The sequence below is a fragment of the Streptomyces sp. G5(2025) genome (genome assembly GCF_049542075.1).
Lineage (GTDB): Bacteria > Actinomycetota > Actinomycetes > Streptomycetales > Streptomycetaceae > Streptomyces.
The window spans coordinates 5798584-5816044 of record NZ_JBMUZT010000006.1; the positions used below are offsets into that span (position 1 = coordinate 5798584).

General features: G+C 70.9%; 11 protein-coding genes. 8 read left to right on the plus strand and 3 right to left on the minus strand.

The annotated features are described in order from the left end of the window. The first annotated feature begins 107 nt into the window (after positions 1-107). The gene (locus ACOBQB_RS37230; protein ID WP_423598361.1) at positions 108-1532 is read left to right on the plus strand and encodes a sugar porter family MFS transporter; all 1425 of its coding nucleotides are present in this window, start codon (positions 108-110) and stop codon (positions 1530-1532) included. A gap of 59 nt (positions 1533-1591) precedes the next feature. Here ACOBQB_RS37230 and ACOBQB_RS37235 read toward each other — a convergent pair whose 3' ends face one another. Together ACOBQB_RS37235 and ACOBQB_RS37240 are read right to left on the minus strand one after the other, a co-directional pair. Next, the gene (locus tag ACOBQB_RS37235; protein ID WP_423598363.1) at positions 1592-2584 is read right to left on the minus strand and encodes an LLM class flavin-dependent oxidoreductase; all 993 of its coding nucleotides are present in this window, start codon (positions 2582-2584) and stop codon (positions 1592-1594) included. Between the two features lie 126 nt (positions 2585-2710). Beyond that, a complete protein-coding gene (locus ACOBQB_RS37240) occupies positions 2711-4156 on the minus strand; it encodes a purine-cytosine permease family protein (protein ID WP_423598365.1) in 1446 nt (481 codons plus the stop codon). A gap of 198 nt (positions 4157-4354) precedes the next feature. Between ACOBQB_RS37240 and ftsY the strand changes: the two genes are divergently transcribed. Further along, positions 4355-5578, plus strand: a complete 1224-nt coding sequence (gene ftsY, locus ACOBQB_RS37245) for a signal recognition particle-docking protein FtsY (RefSeq protein WP_423599002.1) — start codon at positions 4355-4357, stop codon at positions 5576-5578. 82 nt (positions 5579-5660) lie between these two features. Here ftsY and ACOBQB_RS37250 read toward each other — a convergent pair whose 3' ends face one another. Next, positions 5661-6323 carry a bifunctional DNA primase/polymerase gene (locus ACOBQB_RS37250; protein WP_423598367.1) on the minus strand — a complete coding sequence of 221 codons (663 nt, stop codon included), beginning with the start codon at positions 6321-6323 and terminating at the stop codon, positions 5661-5663. A 434-nt stretch (positions 6324-6757) separates the two neighbouring features. Between ACOBQB_RS37250 and ACOBQB_RS37255 the strand changes: the two genes are divergently transcribed. From ACOBQB_RS37255 to ftsH, 6 genes are all read left to right on the plus strand, one after another. Further along, complete coding sequence (locus ACOBQB_RS37255; RefSeq protein ID WP_423598369.1) at positions 6758-8230, plus strand: hypothetical protein; 1473 nt, start codon at positions 6758-6760, stop codon at positions 8228-8230. Between the two features lie 339 nt (positions 8231-8569). Beyond that, the gene (locus tag ACOBQB_RS37260) at positions 8570-9949 is read left to right on the plus strand and encodes an ammonium transporter (protein ID WP_423598371.1); all 1380 of its coding nucleotides are present in this window, start codon (positions 8570-8572) and stop codon (positions 9947-9949) included. Further along, positions 9946-10284 (plus strand): P-II family nitrogen regulator, encoded by a 339-nt coding sequence (locus ACOBQB_RS37265; protein ID WP_127912634.1) that lies wholly within the window; start codon positions 9946-9948, stop codon positions 10282-10284. The genes ACOBQB_RS37260 and ACOBQB_RS37265 overlap by 4 nt, the downstream gene beginning before the upstream one ends. A 65-nt stretch (positions 10285-10349) precedes the next feature. Beyond that, positions 10350-12911 carry a [protein-PII] uridylyltransferase gene (locus ACOBQB_RS37270; protein ID WP_423598374.1) on the plus strand — a complete coding sequence of 854 codons (2562 nt, stop codon included), beginning with the start codon at positions 10350-10352 and terminating at the stop codon, positions 12909-12911. Between the two features lie 754 nt (positions 12912-13665). Beyond that, positions 13666-15219 (plus strand): signal recognition particle protein, encoded by a 1554-nt coding sequence (gene ffh / locus ACOBQB_RS37275; RefSeq protein ID WP_423598376.1) that lies wholly within the window; start codon positions 13666-13668, stop codon positions 15217-15219. 132 nt (positions 15220-15351) lie between these two features. Next, the gene (ftsH, locus tag ACOBQB_RS37280; RefSeq protein ID WP_423598378.1) at positions 15352-17286 is read left to right on the plus strand and encodes an ATP-dependent zinc metalloprotease FtsH; all 1935 of its coding nucleotides are present in this window, start codon (positions 15352-15354) and stop codon (positions 17284-17286) included. Positions 17287-17461: the final 175 nt, after the last annotated feature.

A 17461-nucleotide genomic window follows, 5' to 3' on the forward strand; every position in this document is an offset into this window, starting at 1 on the left:
TCTGCAACGTTGCTTTTACCTTCAGGTGGTGGGCGGCGCTAAGTTGTGCGCCACTTGAAGAGCTCGCCCCCACCCCGGCAGCGCAGCCGGTGGCCCGAGGAGTACACGTGACCAGCACATCGCAGGCGCCGCAGTCCGGAGCCAGAGAGGCCCATCCGGACCATCTCGGCCATGTCATCTTCATTACGGCGGCGGCCGCGATGGGTGGCTTCCTCTTCGGCTACGACAGTTCGGTGATCAACGGCGCCACCGTCGCCATCCAGCACCGCTTCGACGTCGACGCCAACATGCTCGGCTGGGTCATCGCCACCGCGCTGTTGGGCTGTGCCGTCGGTGCTGCCCTCGCCGGACGCATCGCCGACCGCATCGGCCGCATCCGCTGCATGCAGATCGCCGCCACGCTCTTCGCGGCCAGCGCCATCGGCTCGGCCCTGCCCTTCGCGGCCTGGGACCTGACCATGTGGCGCCTGATCGGCGGCATCGGCATCGGCATGGCCTCGGTGATCGGCCCCGCGTACATCGCCGAGGTCGCGCCGCCCGCCTACCGCGGCCGCCTCGCCTCCTTCCAGCAGGCCGCCATCGTCATCGGCATCGCCGTCTCCCAGCTGGTCAACTGGGGCATCCTGAACATGGCCGACGGCGACCAGCGCGGCAAGCTGGCGGGCCTGGAGGCCTGGCAGTGGATGCTCGGCGTCATGGTCGTCCCCGCCCTGCTCTACGGGCTGCTGTCCTTCATCATCCCGGAGTCGCCGCGCTTCCTGGTCTCGGCCGGCCGGCACGCCGAGGCCAAGAAGGTCCTCGGCGAGGTCGAGGGCCACGCCATCGACCTGGACGCGCGCGTCGCCGAGATCGAGCACGGTCTGCGCAGGGAACACAAGCCGTCGTTCAAGGACCTGCTCGGCAAGGTCGGCTTCCTGCCGATCGTCTGGATCGGCATCGGGCTCTCGGTCTTCCAGCAGCTCGTCGGCATCAACGTGATCTTCTACTACTCGAACCAGCTGTGGCAGTCGATCGGCAAGGACCCGTCCAGCTCGTTCCTGTACTCGTTCGAGACGTCGATCGTGAACATCATCGGCACGGTCATCGCCATGATCTTCGTCGACCGCATCGGCCGCAAGCCGCTGGCGATCATCGGCTCGGCGGGCATGGCGGCCGCGCTCTTCACCATGGCCTGGGCGTTCTCGTACCGGACCGGCTCCGGTGACCACGTCTCGCTGCCCAACGCGCAGGGCCTGACCGCGATCATCGCCGCCAACGTCTTCGTGCTCTTCTTCGCCCTGTCGTGGGGTGTGGTCGTCTGGGTGCTGCTCGGCGAGATCTTCCCGAACCGGCTCCGCGCCGCCGCGCTCGGTGTGGCCGCCTCCGCCCAGTGGCTCGCCAACTTCGCGATCACCAAGACCTTCCCGAGCATGTCCGAGTGGTCGCTGACCGGCTCGTACATCATCTACGGCGCCTTCGCCGCCATCTCGATCCCCTTCGTCATGAAGTTCGTCAAGGAGACGAAGGGCAAGGCCCTGGAGGAGATGGGCTAAACCCCGCTGCCCCCTCCTCTCCAGGAAGCTGCCCCGGCTGAAGGACTCGTGCTCACTTGTCACCTGTCCTTGAGCCGGGGCAGTACGTTTTCGCAGAAGTGGTGCAGGCTGCGCCATCCCTCGTCGACGGGCATCCCGCCGACCAGCGGATGCAGGATCAGGCTGCCGATGTCGCCCTTCGCGTACGTCACGCACTCCTCCGGCGTCAGGACACGGTAGACGCCCTCCGCGCGCAGCTCCTGGACCGTGGTGGCCGCCGACTTCACCGCCGAGCGGATGGCCCCCTTCGCCTGCGCCTGCCAGGAGGCGTAGGTCCGGGCCTCGTGCAGGAAGTGCTCGCCGTGCTCGGCCCAGGCGCGGTCGGGATCGTCGGCGATGTGGAGCAGCGGGGTCTCGGCGGCGGGCATCATCGTCCAGCCCTCGGTGCCGTGCTCCGCGAGCTGCTCGGTGTAGTACGCCTCCAGCTCGGGCAGGTGCGCGCTCGGGAAGAACGGCAGGCCGAACCGGGCCGCGCGCCGGGCCGCCGCCTTTGAGGAGCCGCCGACCAGCAGCAGCGGATGCGGCTGGGTGAAGGGACGCGGAGTGACGCGCACCGTGCGGCCGCGGAAGGTGAACGGCTCCCCTGTCCACGCCTGGAGCAGCGTCTCCAAGAGCTCGTCCTGGAGCCTGCCGCGCCGCGTGAAGTCGACGCCCGCTCGCGCGTACTCCTCGGGCCGGTAGCCGATCCCCGCCACGGTGACCAGCCGGCCGCCGCTGAGCAGGTCGAGTACGGCGATGTCCTCCGCCACCCTCAGCGGATCGTGCAGCGGGCCGATGATCGCGGACACCGTCACCGCGATCCGCCGCGTCGCGCCGAAGACCGCGCCGGCGAAGGCGAAGGGGGAGGGCAGCCAGTTGTTCCCGGCGCCGTGGTGCTCCTCGGTCTGGACGGTGGAGATACCGCGGTCGTCCGCGTACGTGGCCATCTCCAGGGCGGCCTTGTAGCGCTCGTTCAGCGAGGCGGGCGTCGCCGCGGGATCGACGAGGTTGAACCGTACGACTGTGGTGGGCATGGGAACGTCCCCCTTCACCGAGCGTGGGCGGCGAAGGGGGACGTTAGTTGACGTGATGTCAGATGGATAGACCGTCGCGGAAGTCGGCGGAAGTTGGCGGGTACCACCGCCTCCGCCGGCCCTCGGTCAGGCGGAGACCAGCTCCGGCTCGCCCTTGCCGGGCGCGTCCTTCTCGACGAGCGGGGTCTTCGGCAGCACCGCGTACAGCACCGCCGCGACGACGATCGTGGCCAGCCAGCCGAGGCCGTGGCGGCCGATCCAGGACGTGGCGAGCGGGCCGCTGAACCAGTCGACCTTGGTGAAGAGCAGGCCCACCACCAGGGCGAGTGCCCACGCCGTCATGGCCTGCCAGGCGAAGCCCGCCTTGTACCAATAGGCGCTGGTGCGCTTGGTGTCCATCAGGGCCTGGCCGTCGTAGGTCTTGCGGCGCAGCATGTCGATGCCGAAGACGCCGATCCAGGCGGAGAAGGCGACCGCGAGCAGGGTCAGGAAGGAGATGAACGAGCCCATGAAGCTCGTCGCCACGTTCATCAGGATGTAGCCGAAGATCAGGCTGATGATCGCGTTCACGCTGACGGCCCACGCGCGCGGGACCTTGATGCCGAGGGTCATCGCGGTGAAGCCCGCGGAGTACATCGACATCGAGTTGATCAGCAGCATGCCGACCAGGGCCATGATCAGGTACGGCACGGCGATCCACGTCGGGAGCAGCGAGCCGAGGAAGGAGACCGGGTCCTGCGCGGTGGAGAGCTTCGGCGCGGAGACCGCCATGACGGCGCCCATCAGGACCATCGGGACGACGACGATGGCGGCGCCGCCGACCGCGTGGCCGACCAGCGGCTTGTTCGAGGCGTTGCGCGGGAGGTAGCGGGTGAAGTCGGGGCCGGTGGGCACCCAGCTGATGCCGCCGGCGGCGATCGTGCCGACGCCCGCGACCATCATCGCCGTGGAGCCCGCGGGCTTGTCGAAGACGGCGGGCCAGTCGGTCTCGGCCAGGAGGTAGACCAGCACGAGCACGCTGAACGCGCCGAAGGCGTACGTCGACCACGTGCTGCAGATGTGCAGGATCTTGCGGCCGAGGCCGCTGATCAGGAACGTACAGGCGACGAAGGCGACCAGCGTGACGACGGTCAGCCAGGTGCTCGACTCCACGTCGAAGCAGATGTTGAGGACCGTGATGATCGCGTAGGCGCCCGTGACCGCGTTGATGGTCTCCCAGCCCCAGCGGGCGACCCAGATCAGCGCGCCCGGGAAGAGGTTGCCGCGCTGGCCGAAGACGGCGCGCGAGAGCGTCATGCCCGGCGAACCGCCGCGCTTGCCGGCGATGGAGATCAGGCCGACCATGCCGTAGCTCAGCAGGGGCGAGACGAGGGCGACGACCAGGACCTGCCAGAAGTTCAGGCCGTTGGAGACGATCAGGCCCGCGCCCATGGTGAGCAGCAGGACGCTGATGTTGGCCGCCACCCATGTGGGGAACAGCTCACGGGTCTTGCCCGTGCGCTCGGCGTCCGGGACGGGCTCAAGGCCGCGTGTTTCGAGGGCGCCTTCGGATTCGGCGGTGGTGCTGCTCATGGGGGTGGGTCCGTGCCTCTCGCTCGGCTCGCAACGTCGCGATCCGTCGGTGGGGGTAATCGCGATGGACTCTACGCGCGTTGATGCGGGGACCTCCATCGTACTTTAATCCGAGTAGTGCCTTCTAGTGGCATATGTTCTTTGGAGGAAGACACAATCTGGGCCCATGGAGGGGCCATGGCGGATACTGGGTGGGTTATGGAAATCGTCATCCTTGCTGTAGTCATCGCCGTGGTCGTGATCGGCGCGCTCGGCGGGCTCGTGATCGGCAGCCGCAAGAAGAAGCAGCTGCCCCCGCAGGCCCCGTCCAGTACGCCCACCATCACCGCCCCTCCCGCCGAACCTACGGTCGGCGAGGAGGCCGAGACGCCGCGCGACGAACCGCGCCGCACGATCGAGGAGGTGGACCTCCCGCTCGCCGAGCCCTCGGCGACCGCCCCGGTGGTGGTCGAGGAGGAACCGGCCGCCCCGGAGATCGAGACCCCCGAGCCCACCGCCGGCCGCCTGGTCCGGCTGCGTGCCCGGCTCTCCCGCTCGCAGAACGCGCTTGGCAAGGGGCTGCTCACGCTGCTGTCCCGCGAGCACCTCGACGAGGACACCTGGGAGGAGATCGAGGACACGCTGCTCACCGCGGACGTCGGCGTCGCGCCCACCCAGGAGCTCGTGGAGCGGCTGCGCGAGCGCGTACGGGTGCTCGGCACCCGGACCCCGGACGAGCTGCGCACGCTGCTGCGCGAGGAGCTCATCGCGCTCCTCGGCACGGGCGCGGGCACCGACTTCGACCGCACCGTGAAGACCGAGTCGGGACTGGAGACGCCGGGCATCGTGATGGTCGTCGGCGTCAACGGCACCGGCAAGACCACCACCACCGGCAAGCTCGCGCGCGTCCTCGTCGCCGACGGCCGCTCGGTCGTCCTCGGCGCCGCCGACACCTTCCGCGCCGCCGCCGCCGACCAGCTCCAGACCTGGGGCGAGCGCGTCGGCGCCCGCACCGTCCGCGGCCCCGAGGGCGGCGACCCCGCCTCGATCGCCTACGACGCCGTCAAGGAGGGCATCGCCGAGGGCGCGGACGTCGTGCTCATCGACACCGCGGGCCGGCTGCACACCAAGACCGGCCTGATGGACGAGCTCGGCAAGGTCAAGCGCGTCGTCGAGAAGCACGCCCCGCTTGACGAGGTGCTGCTCGTCCTGGACGCCACGACCGGGCAGAACGGCCTCGTGCAGGCGCGGGTCTTCGCCGAGGTCGTCGACATCACGGGCATCGTCCTCACGAAGCTCGACGGCACCGCCAAGGGCGGCATCGTCGTCGCCGTCCAGCGCGAGCTGGGCGTGCCGGTCAAGCTCGTGGGCCTCGGCGAGGGCGCGGACGATCTGGCGCCGTTCGAGCCGGAGGCGTTCGTGGACGCGCTCATCGGGGAGTAACCCCCACCGCCGTACGCCCTACGGTTTCGCGAGGCCCCTTCGCACGGTGCGGCCGCGAGGGGGCCTTCGTGCGTCCCGGCACTCACGCCGACGAGCGATGAGCCACGTACGCCAACGTGCCGAGCAGAAGCCGTGCCTGCGGCGGATCCGTCGCCGAGTCGAGGGCGGGGGAGCGGAGCCAGCGGACCGGGCCGAGGCCGCCGCGGTCGGACGGGGGCGCCGTGATGTGCTCGCCGGGGCCGAGACCGTGCAGGTCGAGGGCGGCGTCGTCCCAGCCCATGCGGTAGAGCAGCCGGGGGAGTTCGGCGGCGGCGCCCGGGGCGACGAAGAACTGCGCGCGGCCGTCGGGCGTGACCGCCACCGGACCCAGGGGCAGGCCCATCCGCTCCAGCCGGACCAGGGCGCGTCGCCCCGCCGTCTCCGCCACCTCGATCACGTCGAAGGCGCGCCCCACCGGCAGCAGCACGGCCGCTCCGGGGAACTCGGCCCAGGTGTCGGCCACTTCGTCGAGCGTGGCGCCGGCCGGGATCTCGGGGGCGAAGCCCAGGGGGTGCGCGCCGGGGGCCGTGCAGTCGGCGGCGCCGCACGAGCAGGCACCGTCCAGGGCGCGGGCGCCGGGCACCGCGTCCCAGCCCCACAGTCCGGTGTACTCCGCCACCGCCGTACAGTCCGACGGGCGGCCGCGCCGCCTTGATACGGTCCGGAGCTTGTCGGTCCCCCGGGTGCCGCCGATCGTGAAGCCCATGCCCCCTCCAACGGGTCGAGCGTGCCGCGGTTACGTGAGGGAATCGGAACGTGACCCTCTGCTCTTGAGACGGCGCTTGGGGGTCTCAGGGGTGGTGTATCCGGCGACATGCGCCCCGGCGCACTCCTTTCCACCGTTTGCCGTCGTCCTGTCAAGTCAATCGCGTTGCGTAGAGCGGGAGTTCATTCGAAGGGGTGGCGAATGGTGGCGTTTGTGGGATCGCCCTCGCGGGAGCGGTGATCGTAGGATTACTTTGAGTACACGACCCCGGGATTTCGACCACCCGCGGGTATGCCGGAGGCAAGTCGGTTTCCTGTTCGACGGGTGACAATCTCCGGACGGACGGCCGCAAGAGGCGGCATTCTGTTAGGGCTTGGCGTAGAGAGCGCGCAGCGTGACGGCGCACAGGTGTCTTGAAGGATGGGGGCGTTCCAGTGGGCGGCAGTGGCGGAAGCGGAGCGAACGCTGAGAAGCGCCCCAATGAGATGCTCACGTCCTGGTTCGTGCGCAGCGGCTGGTCCAAGGGCGAGCTGGCCCGCCAAGTGAACCGCAGGGCGCGCCAGTTGGGCGCCCACCACATTTCCACGGACACCTCACGGGTGCGCCGCTGGCTGGACGGCGAGAATCCGCGCGAGCCGATCCCGCGCATCCTCTCCGAGCTGTTCTCCGAGCGGTTCGGGTGCGTCGTCGCCGTCGAGGACCTCGGCCTGCGCGCCGCGCACCGCACCCCCGCCTCCTCTGGGGTCGACCTGCCCTGGACCGGACCGCAGACCGTCGCGCTCATCAGCGAGTTCTCGCGCAGTGACCTGATGCTCGCCCGCCGCGGCTTCCTCGGCACCTCGCTCGCGCTCTCCGCGGGGCCCGCCCTCATCGAGCCCATGCAGCGCTGGCTGGTGCCCTCACCGTCGACGCCCCGCGAGGAGCCCGAGCCCGCCGCGCTGCGCCGCCCGGCGCGCCTGTCCAAGCCGGAGCTCGACCTGCTGGAGTCCACCACGGTGATGTTCCGCCAGTGGGACGCCCAGTGCGGGGGAGGACTCCGGCGCAAGGCCGTCGTCGGCCAGCTCCACGAGGTGACGGACCTGCTCCAGGAGCCCCAGCCCGAAGCCACCGCCAAGCGCCTCTTCAAGGTCGCGGGCGAGCTGGCGGAGCTGGCCGGCTGGATGAGCTACGACGTGGGGCTTCAACCCACCGCCCAGAAGTACTTCGTTCTCGCCCTGCACGCCGCGAAGGAGGCGGGCGAGAAGCCCCTCGGGTCGTACATCCTCTCCAGCATGAGCCGCCAGATGATCCACCTCGGCCGGCCCGACGACGCGCTCGAACTGATCCACCTCGCGCAGTACGGCAGCCGTGACTGCGCCAGCCCCCGCACCCAGGCCATGCTGTATGCGATGGAGGCCCGCGCCTACGCCAGCATGGGCCAGCCCGGCAAGTGCAAGCGGGCCGTGCGGATGGCCGAGGACACCTTCGCCGACGCCGAGGAGTTCGACGAGCCCGAGCCGGACTGGATCCGCTTCTTCTCCGAGGCCGAGCTGAACGGCGAGAACGCCCACTCGTACCGCGACCTGGCCTACGTGGCCGGGCGCAGCCCCACCTACGCCTCGCTCGCCGAGCCCGTCATGGGCCGCGCCGTGGAGCTCTTCGAGGCGGACACCGAGCACCAGCGCTCGTACGCCCTGAACCTCATCGGCAAGGCCACCGTCCACCTGCTCCAGCGCGAGCCCGAGCAGAGCACGGTGCTGGCCGGGCAGGCCCTCGACATCGCCAAGAAGGTCCGCTCCGAGCGGGTCAACACGCGCCTGCGCAAGACCGTCGACACCGCCGTGCGGGACTTCGGGGACGTCGCCGAGGTCGTGGAGATCACCGAGCGGCTCGCCATCGAGATGCCGGAGACCGCGGAGGCGGTCTGAAGCCCGGCACGACCGGCTCCGGCCGCGGCGCGACCATCCCGAACAGCCCGACTCGGCTCCCCCTACGCCAGTCAGCCGGATGGCCGCCGCGGCCGGTTCGTACGCCCTGGGCAGGGTAGGAAACCGCGCCCCGCGCCACCCGGCAGTTCATGGACGCGTAACACACACGACCTCTTCGTCACTGCGGTGAAACACCGAGGGGCGCCCGCCGAAACCGCGCTGCGCCAATCTCTTGGCGCATAACCGGCCCACCATCCCGCCCTCCCCAGGAGCACGGGCCCCCTCGGTACCGCACAGGCTTCGCCCGCACGGGCCGCATACGACGACGAGGAGACGCCGATGCCCCCAGGCATCACGATCGCCGCAGACGCCCCCGAGCTGTCTGCCGCCAACACCGGGTTCATGCTCATCTGTTCCGCCCTGGTGATGCTCATGACACCGGGACTCGCCTTCTTCTACGGAGGCATGGTCCGCGTCAAGAGCACCCTGAACATGCTGATGATGAGCTTCATCAGCCTGGGGATCGTCACCGTCCTCTGGGTGCTGTACGGCTTCTCCGTCGCGTTCGGCACCGATCACGGCAGCCTCTTCGGCTGGGAGGGCGACTACGTCGGGCTCAGCGGCCTCGGCATCAACCAGCTCTGGGACGGCTACACCATCCCCGTCTACGTCTTCGCCGTCTTCCAGCTGATGTTCGCCGTCATCACGCCCGCGCTGATCAGCGGCGCCCTCGCGGACCGCGTGAAGTTCACCGCCTGGGCGCTCTTCGTCGCCCTGTGGGCCACGGTCGTGTACTTCCCCGTCGCGCACTGGGTGTGGGGCACCGGAGGCTGGGCCTTCGAGCTGGGCGTCATCGACTTCGCGGGCGGCACGGCCGTCCACATCAACGCCGGAGCCGCGGCGCTCGGCGTCATCCTCGTCATCGGCAAGCGCGTCGGCTTCAAGAAGGACCCGATGCGGCCCCACTCGCTGCCGCTCGTGATGCTCGGCGCGGCCCTGCTGTGGTTCGGGTGGTTCGGCTTCAACGCCGGGTCGTGGCTCGGCAACGACGACGGCGTCGGCGCGCTGATGTTCGTCAACACGCAGGTCGCCACCGCCGCGGCCATGCTCGCCTGGCTCATCTACGAGAAGATCCGCCACGGCGCCTTCACCACGCTGGGCGCCGCCTCCGGCGCCGTCGCCGGCCTCGTCGCCATCACCCCGGCCGGCGGCTCCTGCTCGCCGCTCGGCGCTATCGCCATCGGCGCGATCGCCGGTGTGTTGTGCGCGATGGCTGTCGGGTTGAAGTTCCGGTTCGGTTTTGATGACTCGCTCGACGTGGTCGGCGTCCACCTGGTCGGCGGCATCGCGGGATCGGTCCTCGTCGGCTTCTTCGCCACCGGCGGCGGCCAGTCCAAGGCCCAGGGCCTCTTCTACGGAGGCGGCCTGGAGCAGCTGTGGAAGCAGCTCGCCGGTGTCGGCGCAGTCCTCGCGTACTCCCTGGTCGCCTCCGCGGTCCTCGCCCTCCTGATCGACAAGACGATCGGCATGCGGGTCAGCGAGGATGACGAGGTCGCGGGCATCGACCAGGTCGAACACGCCGAGACGGCCTACGACTTCAGCGGCGCGGGTGGCGGTGCGGCGCCGCGTACGGCGGTCCCCGCCCCGGTCGTGGACAGTGCGCGGCCCACGGGCCCGGCTCTCAAGGACAAGAAGAAGGACAAGAAGGTGGACGCATGAAGCTCATCACCGCGGTCGTCAAGCCGCACCGGCTCGACGAGATCAAGGAGGCGCTCCAGGCCTTCGGCGTCCAGGGCCTGACGGTCACCGAGGCCAGCGGATACGGCCGCCAGCGCGGGCACACCGAGGTCTACCGGGGCGCCGAGTACACGGTGGACCTCGTGCCGAAGATCCGTATCGAGGTGCTGGTCGAGGACGACGACGCCGAGCAGGTCGTGGAGGTCGTGGTGAAGGCCGCCCGCACCGGCAAGATCGGGGACGGCAAGGTCTGGAGCGTTCCGGTCGACACCGCCGTGCGGGTGCGGACGGGGGAGCGGGGGCCCGACGCGTTGTGAGGGTGTGGGGTGGGCTTTGACATGGGGCCGGGCTGAACTGGACGGGACTGGACAGGAGCTGCTGGGTGGCGAGTGTGGGCGTACGAACCGAAGTGGAAGCGGAAGGCTCCGGACCCAGCGGCTACGCGGCGGCCCGGCTGCGGCTCCTCCAAGAGGAGTCGCGGTCCGGGCCGCCGCGCCGTTCCGCCCTGTCGGAGCTGACGGACGACTGGCTGGCCGGGCTCTTCCAGGCGGGCTCCGGGAGTCTGCCCAAGGGAGTCGCGCTCGTCGCGGTGGGCGGGTACGGGCGGGGCGAGCTGTCGCCGCGCAGTGACCTCGATCTGCTGTTGCTGCACGACGGCAGCGCGGACGCCGCGGAGGTGGCGGCCCTAGCCGACCGCCTCTGGTACCCGGTCTGGGACCTCGGGCTCGCGCTCGACCACTCCGTGCGTACGCCCGGCGAGGCGCGCAGGACCGCCGGGGAGGACCTCAAGGTGCACCTCGGGCTGCTCGACGCGCGGCACGTCGCCGGAGACCTCGGGCTCACCGCGGGGCTGCGCACCGCCGTCCTCGCCGACTGGCGGAACCAGGCGCCGAAGCGGCTGCCGGAGCTGCGCGAGCTCTGCGAGGAACGCGCGGTGCGGCACGGCGAGTTGGGCCACCTCCTCGAACCGGACCTGAAGGAGGCCAGGGGCGGGCTGCGCGACGCCACGGCGCTGCGGGCCGTCGCCGCGTCCTGGCTCGCGGACGCGCCGCGCGAGGGCCTCGCCGACGCCCGGCGGCGGCTGCTCGACGTCCGCGACGCGCTGCACCTCACCACCGGGCGGGCCACCGACCGGCTCGCCCTCCAGGAACAGGACCAGGTCGCGGCCGCGCTCGGCCTGCTGGACGCCGACACCCTGCTCCGACAGGTGTACGAAGCCGCGCGCGTCGTCTCCTACGCCAGTGACGTCACCTGGCGCGAGGTCGGACGCGTCCTGCGGGCCCGTTCCGCGCGGCCCCGGCTGCGGGCCATGCTCGGCGGACGGGGCGCGGCGGCCGAGCGGACGCAGCGGACGCCGCTGGCGGAGGGGGTGGTGGAGCAGGACGGGGAGGTCGTGCTCGCCCGCGCCGCCCGGCCCGAACGCGATCCCGTGCTGCCGCTGCGGGCCGCCGCGGCCGCTGCCCAGGCCGGGCTCCCGCTCTCCCTGCACGCCGTCCGGCGGCTGGCCGCGGCGGTGCGGCCGCTGCCCACTCCGTGGCCCGCCGAGGCCCGCGAGCAACTGGTGACGCTGCTCGGCGCGGGGCCGCCGACCGTCGAGGTGTGGGAGGCGCTGGAGGCCGAGGGGCTCGTCACGCGGCTGCTGCCGGACTGGGAGCGGGTGCGGTGCCGGCCGCAGCGCAACGCCGTCCACACGTGGACGGTCGACCGGCATCTGGTGGAGACGGCGGTACGGGCCGCCGCGTTGACCCGGCGGGTGGGCCTGCCCGACCTGCTGCTGGTGGCCGCGCTGCTGCACGACATCGGCAAGGGGTGGCCCGGGGACCACTCCGTGGCCGGGGAGATCATCGCGCGGGACGTCGCGGCACGGGTGGGCTTCGACGCGGGTGACGTGGCCGTGGTCGCCTGTCTCGTACGGCACCATCTGCTGCTGGTGGAGACGGCCACGCGGCGCGACCTCGACGATCCGGCGACGGTACGGGGGGTCGCCGAGGCCGTCGGGTCTGTGGGGACGCTGGAGTTGCTGCACGCGCTGACGGAGGCGGACGCTCTGGCGACCGGGCCCGCGGCGTGGTCGGCGTGGCGGGGGGCGCTGGTCGACGACCTGGTGAAGCGGGTGACGGCGGTGCTGTCGGGGGCTGAGCCGGGGGGTGGCTTGTCGGCGGAGGGAGCGGAGGGAGCGGAGGGGGCGACGGGGGCGGCGCCCACCGCTGAGCAGGAGCGGTTGGCGGTGGAGGCGTTCCGTATGGGTGGGCCGGTGGTGGCGTTGCGGGCGGAGGAGCCGGCGGCTGAGGCCGAGCCCGAGCCGCTTGGGGTGGAGTTGCTGGTGGCTGTGCCGGAGCGGGCGGGGGTGCTGTCCGCCGTGGCCGGGGTCCTTGCGCTGCATCGGCTCACTGTGCGGGCGGCGGAGCTGCGGGAGGTGCCGTTGCCGGCCGGGGTGGAAGGTGTGGCGGGTGCGGGTGCGGGTGCGGGTGCGGGTGCGGGTGGGGGTGCGGGTGGCGTGGGGGGTGCGGGGGGCTCGGTCCTGCTGCTTGAGTGGCGGGTCGCGGCGGAGTACGGGGCGTTGCCGCAGGCGGCGCGGCTGCGGGCCGATCTGGTGCGGGCGCTGGACGGGACACTGGACATCGCGGGGCGGCTGGCCGAACGGGACGCCGCGTATCCCCGGCGGCGGGGGACGGTGGCACCGCCGCCGCGCGTGACGGTGGCCTCGGCGGGGTCACGTCTCGCGACGGTCATCGAGGTACGGGCCCAGGACGCGCCGGGGCTGTTGCATCGGATCGGGCGGGCGTTGGAGGCGGCGGGGGTGGTGGTGCGGAGTGCGCATGTGTCGACGTTGGGGGCGAATGCGGTGGACGCGTTTTATGTGACTGGGGTGGATGGGGGGCCGTTGGCGGGGGAGCGGGCGGTGGGGGTGGCTCGGGAGGTGGAGGGGGCGCTGGGTAGGTAGCGGTGGGTGGGCGTGGGTGGTGCGGGTGGGCGCCTGGGGTTCGTCTGTGGGGCGGGGACGTGGGGGTATGTCCGTGCTCGCCATCTTGGCGCGGGCCCTTTGCCGCTTCGGCGCCGTCATGACCACCACTGTGCTCCGCGCGCACATACCCCCACGTCCCCTCGGCCACGTACGCGGCTGCGGGCCGGCGTCGGCTCATGTTTCCCTCAGGCGGGTGTGGCCCTCGCCTGCCTCGATCGCGACGTCTCGGTTCTGGGTTGCGGGGGTTCGTCTGTGCTGGCGGTGATGTCTCGGTTCTGGGTTGCGGGCGTTCGTCTGTGCTGGCGGTGATGTCTCGGTTCTGGGTTGCGGGGGTTCGTCTGTGCTGGCGGTGATGTCTCGGTTCTGGGTTGCGGGCCTTCGCCTGTCCTGACCGTGACGTCTCGGCTCCGAGCTACGGGCACCCCCGCCCGCCCCGACCTCGACGTCTCGGCTCCGGGTTACGGGCCTTCGCCCGCCCCGACCTCGGCCGCGAGCTACGGGCGCCCCCGCCCACCCCCCACCCCCGACATCTCGACGCCGGTTGACGGGCGGGTGGGTCGGAGACAGCCGCCGCGTAGCGGCGGGCTGGGGGATACCGCCGGGTATCCGTTCTGGCAGGGCAGCGCCCCCAGCCCCTGCAGAACCGAACCGGAGCCCCAGGCACTGGCCCGCGGCAGATACTCTGGAAGGCGACCTGTCAGCCCGCCCCCAGACCTGAGGATTCGCGACCGCCGTGTTCGATACTCTCTCCGACCGCCTCGCAGCGACATTCAAGAACCTCCGGGGCAAGGGCCGCCTGTCCGAGGCGGACATCGACGCCACGGCGCGCGAGATCCGCATCGCCCTGCTTGAGGCAGACGTGGCCCTGCCCGTCGTACGCGCCTTCATCAAGCAGATCAAGGAGCGCGCCGCCGGCGCCGAGGTCTCCCAGGCCCTCAACCCCGCCCAGCAGGTCATCAAGATCGTCAACGAGGAGCTCATCGGCATCCTGGGTGGCGAGACCCGGCGCCTGCGCTTCGCGAAGACCGCGCCGACCGTCATCATGCTCGCGGGCCTCCAGGGCGCCGGTAAGACGACCCTCGCCGGAAAGCTCGGCCTCTGGCTGAAGGGGCAGGGCCACTCGCCGCTCCTGGTGGCCTGCGACCTCCAGCGCCCCAACGCCGTCAACCAGCTGAGCGTCGTCGCCGAGCGCGCCGGCGTCGGCGTGTACGCCCCCCAGCCGGGCAACGGCGTGGGCGACCCGGTGCAGGTCGCCAAGGACTCCGTCGAGTTCGCGAGGACCAAGCAGTACGACGTGGTCGTCGTCGACACCGCCGGCCGCCTCGGCATCGACCAGGAGCTGATGCAGCAGGCCGCGGACATCCGCGACGCGGTCAGCCCGGACGAGGTCCTGTTCGTCGTCGACGCCATGATCGGTCAGGACGCCGTGAACACGGCGGAGGCCTTCCGGGACGGCGTCGGCTTCGACGGCGTCGTGCTCTCCAAGCTCGACGGTGACGCCCGCGGTGGTGCCGCGCTCTCCATTGCGCAGGTCACCGGCCGCCAGATCATGTTCGCCTCGAACGGCGAGAAGCTGGACGACTTCGACGCGTTCCACCCGGACCGCATGGCGTCCCGCATCCTCGGCATGGGCGACATGCTCACGCTCATCGAGAAGGCCGAGCAGACCTTCTCGCAGCAAGAGGCCGAGAAGATGGCCTCCAAGCTGGCGAGCAGCAAGGGCAAGGACTTCACGCTCGACGACTTCCTGGCACAGATGGAGCAGGTCAGGAAGATGGGCAGCATCAGCAAGCTGCTCGGGATGATGCCCGGCATGGGGCAGATCAAGGACCAGATCAACAACATCGACGAGCGTGACGTCGACCGCACCGCCGCCATCATCAAGTCCATGACGCCCGCCGAGCGTCACGAGCCGACGATCATCAACGGCTCGCGCCGCGCCCGTATCGCCAAGGGCTCCGGCGTCGAGGTCAGCGCGGTGAAGAGCCTCGTCGAGCGGTTCTTCGAGGCCCGGAAGATGATGTCCCGCATGGCCCAGGGCGGCGGCATGCCGGGTATGCCCGGGATGCCGGGCATGGGCGGTGGCGCCGGCAAGCAGAAGAAGAAGCAGAAGCAGGCCAAGGGCAAGCGCCGCTCCGGCAACCCGATGAAGCGCAAGCAGGAGGAGCTGGAGGCGGCCACGCGCCGCGAGCAGGCCGGCCAGGAGGGCGGCGCCTTCGGCCTTCCGGGCGGGCAGGCCGGGCAGAACTTCGAGCTGCCGGACGAGTTCAAGAAGTTCATGGGCTGAGTCCCGCCGCTGGGCACGGACCAGCGTCTCGTACGACCGCCTGGGGCGCCCCTCTGAACAGGGGCGCCCCAGGCGTCTTCCGGGTGAACCGGAGCGGGTGCCGCGGTGTGTTTTGTGACGTAACGTCCGCATATGAGCAACCCTGTGCCGCCGCGCCGGGCGCCCGATCAGCCATGGCGCTCCGAGGGTGCGCCTCCGCCCGCCCCGACGCCGCCTGCGAAGAAGAAGATGCCGGGCGGCTGGGGCGGGCTGATCCTGACGGCGCTGATCGTCTACCTCATCGCCAACCTCGTGCTGTCCTTCTTCAACGAGGGCGACGAGCCGACCATCTCGTACACCGAGTTCAGCAAACAGGTCGACGCCGGGAACGTCTCGAAGATCTACTCCAAGGGCGACGCGATCCAGGGGCAGCTCAAGAAGGGGCAGGAGAAGCCGGGCGACGACGAGGGGACGTACACCAAGTTCACGACGCAGCGGCCCGCCTTCGCCGACGACAAGCTCTGGGACGACCTGACCAAGCACGGCGTCACCGTCACCGCCGAGCCCGTGGTGCAGGAGCGCAGCTTCCTCTCCAACCTGCTCATCTCGCTCGCGCCGATGCTCCTCCTCGTGGCGCTGTGGCTCTTCATCGCGCGGAGGATGAGCGCGGGCATGGGCGGTGGCGGCATGCTCGGGCGCAAGACACCGCCCAAGCCGGTCGAACTGGAGCCCGGGGCGAAGCGGACCACCTTCGAGGACGTGGCGGGGATCGACGAGGTCGAGGGGGAGCTGAACGACGTCGTCGACTTCCTCAAGAATCCCGACGCCTATCGCTCCATGGGCGCCAAGATGCCGCGCGGCGTCCTGCTCGCCGGACCGCCCGGCACGGGCAAGACCCTCCTCGCGCGCGCCGTCGCGGGCGAGGCAGGCGTGCCCTTCTTCTCGGCCTCCGCCTCGGAGTTCATCGAGATGATCGTGGGCGTGGGCGCCTCGCGCGTGCGCGAACTCTTCACCGAGGCCCGCAAGGTCGCCCCGTCGATCATCTTCATCGACGAGATCGACACCATCGGCCGCGCCCGGGGCGGCGGCAGCGGCATGGGCGGTCACGACGAGCGCGAGCAGACCCTGAACCAGATCCTCACCGAGATGGACGGCTTCTCCGGGGCGGAGGGTGTCATCGTCCTCGCCGCCACCAACCGCGCCGACGTCCTCGACCCCGCCCTCACCCGGCCCGGCCGTTTCGACCGCGTCGTCAACGTCTCGCCCCCGGACCGCGGTGGGCGCGAGGCCATCCTCCGCATCCACACGCGCACCATCCCGCTGGCCGACGACGTCGACCTCGCGCAGGTCGCCCGCACGACACCGGGCATGACCGGCGCCGAACTCGCCAACCTCGCCAACGAAGCCGCTCTGATCGCCGTCAAGCGCAAGAAGAAGACGGTCACGCAGTCCGACCTCTCCGAAGCCATGGAAAAGGTCCAGCTCGGCGCCGAACGGCCGCTGGTCATGCCGGAGGAGGAACGTCGGCGGACGGCGTACCACGAGAGCGGCCACGCACTGCTCGGCATGCTCCAGCCCGGCGCCGACCCCGTCCGCAAGATCACCATCGTGCCGCGCGGCCGCGCCCTGGGCGTCACGCTGTCGACCCCCGACTCCGACAAGTACGCGTACACGGAGGAGTACCTCCGCGGGCGCATCATCGGCGCCCTGGGGGGCATGGCCGCCGAACACGTCGTCTACGGAGTCATCACCACCGGCGCCGAGAACGACCTGGAGCAGGTCACCAACATCGCCCGCGGCATGGTCGGCCGCTGGGGCATGAGCGAACTCGTGGGGCGCCTGTCCGCCCTGCCGGGCGACGCGCAGCAGGCGTACGGACTGTCCGCCGCCCCGCAGACGCTGGACGTGATCGACGGCGAGATGCGGCGGATCGTCGACGAGTGCTACGAGAACGCCTGCCGCCAACTGCGCGACCACCGCGACCGGCTGGACGCCCTGGCCGCGGCGCTGCTCGCGAACGAGACCCTGGAGGAGGCAGAGGCCTATCGGGTCGCCGGCATCCCGCGCAAGCCGCCGGGGGCCCACTGATCAGCCGTGCCCCCTCCGACGAGCAGACCAGCAGACGAGTAGACGAGCATGCGGGCAACCCGCACGGCTCAGTGACTGTTTGTGGTGGAACGGTCCCAATGCGTTAAATAGCGCGCTGACGTGTGGATCGTGTGGATCGTGTTGATACGCGGGCGTTCCACCTCCCGGGAGGTTG